The 8,579-nt window shown below is 65.6% G+C and carries 10 protein-coding genes; 1 reads left to right on the plus strand and 9 read right to left on the minus strand.

What is annotated here, in order from left to right:
- Positions 1–262 precede the first annotated feature (262 nt).
- From QK290_RS17955 to QK290_RS17990, 8 genes are all read right to left on the minus strand, one after another.
- Positions 263–454 carry a hypothetical protein gene (locus QK290_RS17955; protein ID WP_282332015.1) on the minus strand — a complete coding sequence of 64 codons (192 nt, stop codon included), beginning with the start codon at positions 452–454 and terminating at the stop codon, positions 263–265.
- A 90-nt stretch (positions 455–544) separates the two neighbouring features.
- Entirely contained in the window at positions 545–712 is a 168-nt protein-coding gene (locus tag QK290_RS17960) for a hypothetical protein (protein WP_282332016.1), read from the minus strand.
- Positions 713–725: 13 nt separating this feature from the next.
- Positions 726–1,217 carry a DedA family protein gene (locus QK290_RS17965; protein ID WP_282332017.1) on the minus strand — a complete coding sequence of 164 codons (492 nt, stop codon included), beginning with the start codon at positions 1,215–1,217 and terminating at the stop codon, positions 726–728.
- A 228-nt stretch (positions 1,218–1,445) separates the two neighbouring features.
- The gene (locus QK290_RS17970) at positions 1,446–1,700 is read right to left on the minus strand and encodes a hypothetical protein (protein WP_282332018.1); all 255 of its coding nucleotides are present in this window, start codon (positions 1,698–1,700) and stop codon (positions 1,446–1,448) included.
- Positions 1,701–1,761: 61 nt separating this feature from the next.
- Positions 1,762–2,055 (minus strand): type II toxin-antitoxin system RelE/ParE family toxin, encoded by a 294-nt coding sequence (locus tag QK290_RS17975; RefSeq protein WP_282332019.1) that lies wholly within the window; start codon positions 2,053–2,055, stop codon positions 1,762–1,764.
- Positions 2,052–2,327: a type II toxin-antitoxin system Phd/YefM family antitoxin gene (locus QK290_RS17980; protein WP_282332020.1), complete on the minus strand. Its 276-nt coding sequence runs from the start codon at positions 2,325–2,327 to the stop codon at positions 2,052–2,054. The genes QK290_RS17975 and QK290_RS17980 overlap by 4 nt, the downstream gene beginning before the upstream one ends.
- A 140-nt stretch (positions 2,328–2,467) precedes the next feature.
- Positions 2,468–5,287 (minus strand): ATP-binding cassette domain-containing protein, encoded by a 2,820-nt coding sequence (locus QK290_RS17985; protein ID WP_282332022.1) that lies wholly within the window; start codon positions 5,285–5,287, stop codon positions 2,468–2,470.
- The gene (locus tag QK290_RS17990) at positions 5,284–5,838 is read right to left on the minus strand and encodes a hypothetical protein (protein ID WP_282332024.1); all 555 of its coding nucleotides are present in this window, start codon (positions 5,836–5,838) and stop codon (positions 5,284–5,286) included. Before QK290_RS17990 ends, QK290_RS17985 begins: the two co-directional genes overlap by 4 nt.
- Before the next feature lie 702 nt (positions 5,839–6,540).
- On the opposite strand from QK290_RS17990, the gene QK290_RS17995 reads away from it, so the two are divergent.
- The gene (locus QK290_RS17995; protein WP_282332026.1) at positions 6,541–8,361 is read left to right on the plus strand and encodes a glycoside hydrolase family 15 protein; all 1,821 of its coding nucleotides are present in this window, start codon (positions 6,541–6,543) and stop codon (positions 8,359–8,361) included.
- 21 nt (positions 8,362–8,382) lie between these two features.
- Here QK290_RS17995 and QK290_RS18000 read toward each other — a convergent pair.
- A partial coding sequence (locus QK290_RS18000; protein WP_282332028.1) for a hypothetical protein occupies positions 8,383–8,579 on the minus strand: 197 nt, incomplete at its 5' end.

Consider the following 8,579-nt stretch of genomic DNA (forward strand, 5'->3'; position numbering starts at 1 on the left):
CCGGATACTGCCCCTACTGCCAACCACGAGCCCCAACCTAACTAAGTACTACTAGCCGTCTGCGCAGGTAACCGCGCGCCTTTCAGGCTGCAGGGGATGACAGGGCCGTGAAGACCGACCGGTGGCATCCCCAAAGGATGATCGGACCCAGTGAAAGTCCGTAGTTTTAGGCCGCGGGGAAGATAGAGGTGGTGGCGTCGGACAGGGTTCCGCGCTCATAGAACTGGACCGGGCGGTATGTCTCGGCGCCGGGCTATAAGGCTCAGGTGAGGCCCGCGACCGCGGCGACCGCGGTGCCCCGCTGGAGGGCTGCGCAGCCGGCCAGCACGAGAACCGTTAATGCCGCGGCCGCCACGACTGTCGCCGCGCGTCGCCCGGGCACTCGCGCACTGATCCTGCTTCCCATAAACACACCTTCCAGGCACTCGAGGCTGACGGATCCTTCCTCAGCCATTCGGGGCCGAGCCGTCCGCGGACCGGTCCTTTGGGCCGGCGAGGTCCGGATCGCCGGTCGGCCCGGCTCCGGCAGCGAAGGGGACGGACGTCACCGGGGCTCCGTAGCATCGTCCACGGGATCGTTCCCCGCTCCGGGCACCGGCCCGCCGGTGCGGCGCCGTTTCCGGCGGGCCTTTCGCACATGCCAGATAACGAGGGCAGCCACGGCGACCAGGGTGACAATGACGGTGACATCGAGGCCGGCGACTTTGGCCACCGCTTCATAGGAGTTACCGGCCAGAAAGCCCAGCAGAACAAAACCCCCACCCCAGACCACGCCGCCGGCGGCGTTGAAGGCCAGGAACCGGGGGTAGTGCATGCGGGAGGGTACCGGCAAGGGCAGGCATGACCGCCCGGAAAAACGCGACGAACCGGCGCAGGAACACGGCCGAGCCTCCGCGCCGGCGCAGGAAGTCCTGCGCCTTCTCCAGCTTCGCGCCCCGCTTCCGCATAACCTTCAGGTTCATCACCCGGGGACCGAAGTGTTTGCCGATTTCGTAACCGACCGTGTCCCCGATGATTGCTGCCAGCACAACCACGGCCATCATCAGCCACAGCTGCACGTGCCCGCGGCTGGCCACCACCCCGCCCAGGACCGCTGCGGTCTCTCCCGGGATCACGAACCCGATAAAAAGGGCGTCCTCGGCGAACACCAGCAACCCCACCAAGGACAACGCCAGGGCCGGGCTGACGTTCAGGATGCTGTCCAAGAACCCGCTCATCAGCGCTCTCCTCCCAGCCCGGACCGTTTGTGCCGCGGCCCGACAGGTTCAGCGCCGGCGCTAAACCGTAGGCGGGCCTTGGGCATGAACGCTCCAGATCGCAGAGCATGACACGCGGGTCCGGGTTTCACCGATGGTCTCCTTGCGGTCCGGTGATGGCGCGCCGGTGTCCGTGGTGCCGCGCCTCCGGTCGGAGGCGGCCATTCCACCAACGCCTGGTCAGTATAGTCAGCCGTTCATGGGTCCCACCGCGTGAACGCTTCCAGACCCCGGACCGGTGATCTTTACCGTGCATCGGACAATGAGCCGGTTCGGAGCGGTTTCGACGTCAACCAGTGTTTCTTCGGCCTGCAGTTCCGCGTAGCTCTCCTCACCGGTTTCCACCTTGAACTCTCCTATCGGCGTCCCGGATTGCGTTCTCCAGCGCATCGCGTCGGAGCCGCCCTCGGTATCCGGGTTCATCACCGCGGGAAGCGTCGCCAAAGGCTCACCCGAAGGGAGTTCTAATGTCTTCCATGACGCTGGATTTATGCACCGGCAACGGCTACCGAGGCTTGTAGACGTCCGCGCGGTGTTCGATGCGATGGATATACAGAACGTGTTCTTCGATATCGAGGGTGAACAGCACGCGGTAGTCGCCGCGGCGTGCGGTGCGCAGGCCAAGGAGTTCATTGGTGAGGGGTTTGCTGAGCCGGCGGGGGTTGTCGGCCAGGACACCGGTAACGAATTCCACTATCGCGGCCGCAGCCTTCTGCGGCAGTCGTCGAAATCCTTTCAGCGCAGGGCTGGTGACTTCGACTCTCCAGGGCCCTTGCCCGGTGGTGGGGTCCTCGGTCACCTCGGCGGCAGTCCAAACTCACGGCGCAGGTCATCGCCGCTGACGGTGTTTCCTTCGGCGATGTCGCGCCTGGCCTGGTCCAAATCCTCCCGAATGCCCGGCTGTGAAAGCCAATGGATCGTTTCCTGGAGTGACTCGAGATCGTCAGCGGACATCAGGACAGCTGACGGGTGCCCGTGGCGGGTGATCTGGATGATCTCATGCGTCCTGTCGGCCTCCTCCACGAGCGCGGAAAGCTTGTCTTTGGCTTCGCTGAGGGGCACGGTTTTCATGCTCTGATTGTAGCCCGAAATCTAGCCGATGAGTAGCCTGATTTTTAGCCGATAATGGAGATTTCATAAAGTATCCCCAAGGCGAAGGCGAGACCCGTACAGAATCCTGATTCGGTGCTGGCCGGGCGTCAGCGGTGTCCTCAGACCCCGAGGTGAAGCCGATCCCTGGCCTGAGTGGAGCAACCCGGGGGGTGCCCGCCCGCGCTGGAGACCGGCTTCACCCGCCGGAGGGCGGCGAGAATGGCCCGCCCCACCACCGCGATTCCGATGATCGTGGTGATGGCACGCAGGGTGTCCCAACCCGCCGTCGACGTCACCAGCGAGTAGAGCAGGAAGCTGGAGAGGTTGGTGCCCTGCGGCGCGCCGGGCACATAGGAGATGCCGGTGCCGGCGCCCACCGCGAAGGGCCAGAACCACAGGTTGGTCAGCAGGCCGAACAGGTATGACGCCACGGCGCCGAAGCCGCCCAGCATCCACAGTTCCGCTTTCCCGCGCACCCGGCGGGGGAGCAGGCCCGCCCCGGCGCCCACCCACGCACAGGCGAAGATCTGGAACGGTGTCCATGGCCCGATGCCGCCCCACAACGCGCTTGAGAGCGCGATAGTGGCGGCGCCGAGGAGCAGGCCGAAGCGGGCACCGAAGGCCCGGCCGGCCAGGATCAGCAGGATAAAGACTGCCTCCACGCCCCCGACGCCGGTGCTCGCCACCCGTACCGCGGAACCCACTGCAGCCAGGACACCGAGCAGCGCCACCGTGTGTGCGGAGCGGACCGAGCCGTCGAGAGCCACCACGATGGCAACGACGGCGATGGGTGCCATGGCCAGCGCCGCGTAGGGGAGTGCCGCGGCGGCGTCCTGAGGGAGAGCCGCAGCCAGAAGCGGCCAGCAGAATGCCGCGAGGGCCAGGAGGTTTGCGGCGGCGAGGACTGCGATCTCGACGCCCCGCGGCATCCGGATGCGGTGGGGCTTTTTCGCAGCGGAAATGTCTGTTCGACGGTCGGCGAACCGTGGTGCTGCGATGGCCGGGACAGTGGCGGTACTGGCCTGGGTGGCCTCTGTCGCGGATGAGGGCGCGGCGCCGTCACGCATTGGGAGGATCCGGGCGCCGAGGCCGTGGGCAAAGTCGAGGTCGTGGGTGGCGATCAGGACCGCCGCACCGGAGTCCGCCGCAGCCCGCAGCGCCGCCGCGACTGCTGTGCGCGCCGCCGGATCGAGGCCGCGGGTTGGCTCATCGATCAGGAGTACCTGGGGATCGTCCATGGTCTGCAGCGCGATGGCAAGGATCCGCCGCTCTCCCGCAGAGAGGTCGCGGGGATGCTCGTGTCCGATGGGAATCGTGACGTTTCCCCGCAGGCGGGCAAGGCGTGATGCTGCGGATCCGGGCGCTGGCCGCCCGCCATTCTTTCCGCGCGCCTGGCGCCGCTCTGCCGCGCGGAGCTCTCCTGCAACGGTATCCCTCGTAAAGAGGTCATCCGAGGCGTCCGGCACGAGGGCGACGCGGCCGCCGTCGACCGCTCCCTCACCAGCCGTACCGTCACCGAGCGCGAGCGCCACCAGGAGGGACGACTTCCCGGCGCCGTTCGGCCCCACCAGGGCCACCACTTCACCGCGGTGCAGGGCCAGGGATGCCTCGCGCACGAGCGGGGTGCCCTTGCGGTGCACGGCCAGCTTCGTGGCAGTTAGCACGGGCGCGTGCTCCGCCGGCAGCACTGGCGTTGAATGGGCAACGGCAGGGCGCGCAGGCGCGGATGGTGCGGCACCCGGGACCAGGGCGCCGTCGTCGATGGTCCACCAGGAATCGGCAACCGGGATGAACGGCTCCGCCCGGTGCTCCGCCACGATGACGCAGACGCCAGCTTCGCGGGCGAGGGCGTTGAGCACCGCGATGACGTGTCCGCGCGCGGCGGAGTCAAGGTCGGCCAAGGGCTCGTCAACCAGGAGAAGGGCCGGTTGCTCAACGACGGCGGCGGCGATGGCAACGAGAGTTGCCTCACCGGCCGAGAGGGTGCTGACATTCCGGTCCAGCAGCGCCGACACCCCGATGCTCTCCGCGACTTCCAGCACCCGGACCTTGGCGGCCACGGGTGCAATGCCGCGCAGCTCGAGGGCGAGGGCGATTTCGTCCCGGACGCGGCTGGTAGCGAAAGCGGCGCGGGGATTCTGCAGGACGACGCCGACGAGGCGGGCGGTATCGCGCGGCGGCGTGGTGGCACGGTCTGTTCCGGCGACGCTCAGCGTGCCGGAATTGTCTCCACCGTCTACGTGGGAGAGGAGGCCGGCGATGCCCCGCAGGATGGTGGACTTACCGGAGCCCGTCGGCCCGGTGATGACGGCAATTGACCCGGGCGGCGGCGCGAACAGGGCTACGCGCACCTGCGCGTCGCCAATACGGAATTGTGCGTCCCGGATGAGAACCGGTGGTTCGGTACCTTGGCCGGGTTGGTGTGCTGCCCGGCTGCCGAAGCCGCGCAGCTCCAGGGCCGCGGCGACCCGGCTGGCGTGCTCCAGGGTGCGCTCGAGCACCGGCACCAGGGCGCGGGGGCCGAAACGCTCGCCGCGCAACCGGAACGCCAGGCGGACGGAGGTCACGGCGTCGGCAAGTGCCGGAAGCGCAGCCCAGGCCACCACAAGCATCCGGGCAACGCCCTGCATGGGGCCGCGGCGGGCCAGGTGAACGAAGCCGCGGGAGATGTCCACAAAAGCATTGAGCAGGCCAAAACCGAGGAACATTGCCGCAATCGGCAGGGCGGACAGCACCGCCTGCCACAGCCCGGGCGCCGTGACCGGACCGAGGAGGACAACGTGCGCGTACGGGGCAGGCAGCCGGACCCCCGACAGGTCCAGCAGGACCGGTTCACCAATGCCCGCGCCGTTGAAAAGGACGCGGTAGATGACCCGCGCCGCGATGAACACGACGGCGAGGACCGCCGCCGCGCGTAACGGCGCGGGCCGGAAGGTCATGCCGCGGGGGCGGCCGGTTCGCCGTCGACCGTGAAGAGAAGTTCCAGGCTCTGGCCCGGGCTCACCTGCAGGGTGGCGAGGCCTTCCTGCGCGTAGGCCCAGTCACCGGAGGCGGGCTTAGTCCAGAGGGACCAGTACGCGAAGGCGGCAGGCATGCCCTTGCATTCTTCCTTGTACGTGCCGGCCTTGTGCACGATGTCCAAGTCTGCAGCGGGCACACCGTTTACCCGGCACACGAGTTCGGTGGGGTACTGGGCAGTGCCCACGGTTTTGACGTTTGCCTCGTCGAGCACCTTGGAAGCGGGAGTCGGCGCGTCAACGGGCACGCAAACGGACAAATCAGCTGCATCCTGCTTCAGGGCGCCCGAATCGACGATGACCTTCACTCCGGTGCAGGGTTCGGAGGCGGCGCTGGATGATGTTGCCGTTGTTGCCGGTGCCGAAGTAGTTGGCTGGCTGGCGGTCGGCGTGGAACAGGCGGCGAGGGTAAACAGGAGACCGGCGGCGGCGAGGGAGCTCGCGGCGGCGGTGCGGATCTTAGTCAGAGTCACCTGTTCAGGGTAGGACGTTGCTTGTCCGGATCAGGATGCCGTGGCGTTGTGTGACGTTGGCGTGGCTTCGCAAAAGCCGAAGCTCCATGAAGACGCTGTGTGGATCCAGGGCGTAGTCGGCAAAGGCGGGCATTCGGTGAAGCCGTTAGGGAGCGGCACCAAACGGAAGCGGACGACGGCGGGACGTCCCGCCGTCGTCCGCTCACGTCGCTTACGGCCGGCCTTCAGCGTCCGATGGCGAGATCCTGGAGGCCGCCCGGGCGACGTATGGTGCCCGGTTCGTGCGGTCGTCGCCTGATGGTTAGGTAGACTCAGCGATCAACGGCGGATGATCCGGCGTTCACCAGGCAGGCACGTGAAAAAGGCAGGCTGCTGGACGGGTGCAAGTGGGACAACCAGCCATTGGCCGCCATAAAATTCCACATACGAATCCGAGGGGCACCGTGCGTAGGCTTCTTCTCGTGTCATGTCGCTCAGTCTTTCCCGTTAGGTAATGCGTTGGTGGGATGGGAACTGCTCTTCTTCTTTCGCCGGAGGTGGGCTTGACATCCATCGTCCCGTCATCGGCAGGTAGGCGAAACGCTGATTCCGGATGGTTTGAACCACCCCTTTTGGTAGGTGGCCCTGTGGGTGGGCCGGTACAACGCCTGAAGGCGTGAGGTCGGGCCTCACCCTGACCTAAAAATTGTGATTGAGTGGAGCATGGTTTCCCCCATCGAGGACTATGCGTTGCTGTCGGACCTTCAGACCGGGCCTCTCATCTCCCGGGATGGCAGCGTGGACTGGCTCTGTTTCCCCCGTTTCGACTCGCCGTCCGTGTTTAGCCGGATCCTGGGCACCGATGAGCATGGCCACTGGTTGCTGGCGCCCAGCGAAGCCGGCGCTGCCGTTGTCGATCGGCACTATATTGACTCAACATTTGTGCTCCAAACCATCTGGAAGACTGGTGGCGGGACCGTCTTAGTAACCGATTTCATGCCGTTGGGGGACAGCGGATCATCTCTTGTCCGCCGTGTTGCCGGTGTGGAAGGCAGCGTCGAAATGCGCCAGGAACTCCGGATCCGCCCGGGATATTCAACGGTTTTACCTTGGATGAGCCGCGTACGCGACAACGAGCAGAAGGCGGCGCCAGTCCTGTTGGCTATGGCCGGTCCCGATGCTCTCGCACTGAGGGGACCCCATCTTCCGCATGCCCACGCGCACGGGCACGAGGGAGAATTCCTTGTTTCGAAGGGCGAGCAGCTTGATTTCGAACTCACGTGGTTCCCCTCGCATCGCCCCTTGCCCGCAGCGACTGACGTTGATGCGGCCCTCGAAGAAGCCACTGACTATTGGAGCCGATGGGGAAGCCACTGCCGGCAGGACGGCGTTTATGGGGGCGCGGTAAAACGTTCATTGTTAGTTCTGCGGGCCCTCACACATTTTGAAACGGGCGGCATAGTCGCAGCGCCCACAACGTCCCTCCCCGAGGATTTCGGCGGGCCGCGGAACTGGGACTACCGATACTGCTGGCTGCGCGATGCAGCTCTGACGCTGGAATCGATGCTGACCCATGGCTACGAAACGGAGGCGCTTGAATGGCGCAACTGGCTTCTGCGGGCCCTCGCCGGCGATCCCGAGCAGATGCAGATCATGTACGGGGTAGGGGGAGAACGGGAGCTCCCTGAACGCGAACTGGCCCACCTCCCCGGCTACGAAGACTCCAAGCCTGTGCGCATTGGAAATGCCGCAGTCTCGCAGTTCCAGGCTGATGTTGTAGGCGAAGTGATGGTGGCATTGGAACGGCTGCGGATGGCCGGAGGCAAGGAAGACCATTTCTCCTGGGCGCTTCAGAAGGCACTCCTGGGATTCGTCGAAAAACACATCGATGACAAGGACTTCGGCCTGTGGGAGATGCGCGGCGCCGCGCAGTACTTCACGCACTCCCGTGTGATGATGTGGGCCGCCTTCAACAGCGGGATTCGGGCGATACAGGTCCACGGACTCCCTGGCGATGCCACAAAGTGGGAGAAACTCCGGGACCGGTTACGGGAAGAGATCATGCGCGAGGGCTTCAACCGGAGCATCAATTCCTTCACGCAGACCTACGGCGGAACGCAGACAGATGCGGCCCTGCTCGTTATGCCCCAGGTCGGATTTCTGCCCTACAACGACAAGCACATGCTCGGCACAGTCACACGGCTGGAACAGGAACTCCTGACCGACGACGGCCTGTTGCTGCGCTATCGGACAGAAACGGGCGTTGACGGCCTGGAACCGGGTGAACATCCTTTCCTCGCCTGCTCCTTCTGGCTTGTGGAGCAGTATGCGCGCACAGGCCGGCAGGACGACGCAAAGGTCTTGATGGACAGGCTCGTGGGGTTTGCCAACGAGCTGGGTCTGCTGAGCGAGGAGTACGCAACGGACGAGGATCGGATGGCGGGGAACTTTCCCCAGGCCTTCTCGCACCTGACCCTGGTCAGGGCGGCAGATGCCATGCACGGGGTTGACCGACTCAGCCTGGCGGTCGACGCACCCGAGTAGTAGGCCGTCGTCGGGGGTGCCTTATTCTCCGGTGGGTCCGGCGGTAGGGGTGCCCACGAACAGCCGCCAGGGCATGGCGCGGAGGTCCACCTGTTTCCCGGCGTATTGTCCGGGTGAGTAAGTTCCGCCCATAAAACGGCCCGTGTTGGTTGCGATGATTGCGGGCTCTTCAGAATGCAGAGTGTAGTTTCGGTCTGAAGCCTCCAGATTCCAGCAGT

Origin of the sequence: Pseudarthrobacter sp. AL07 (assembly GCF_029960665.1) — a bacterium.
GTDB lineage: Bacteria > Actinomycetota > Actinomycetes > Actinomycetales > Micrococcaceae > Arthrobacter.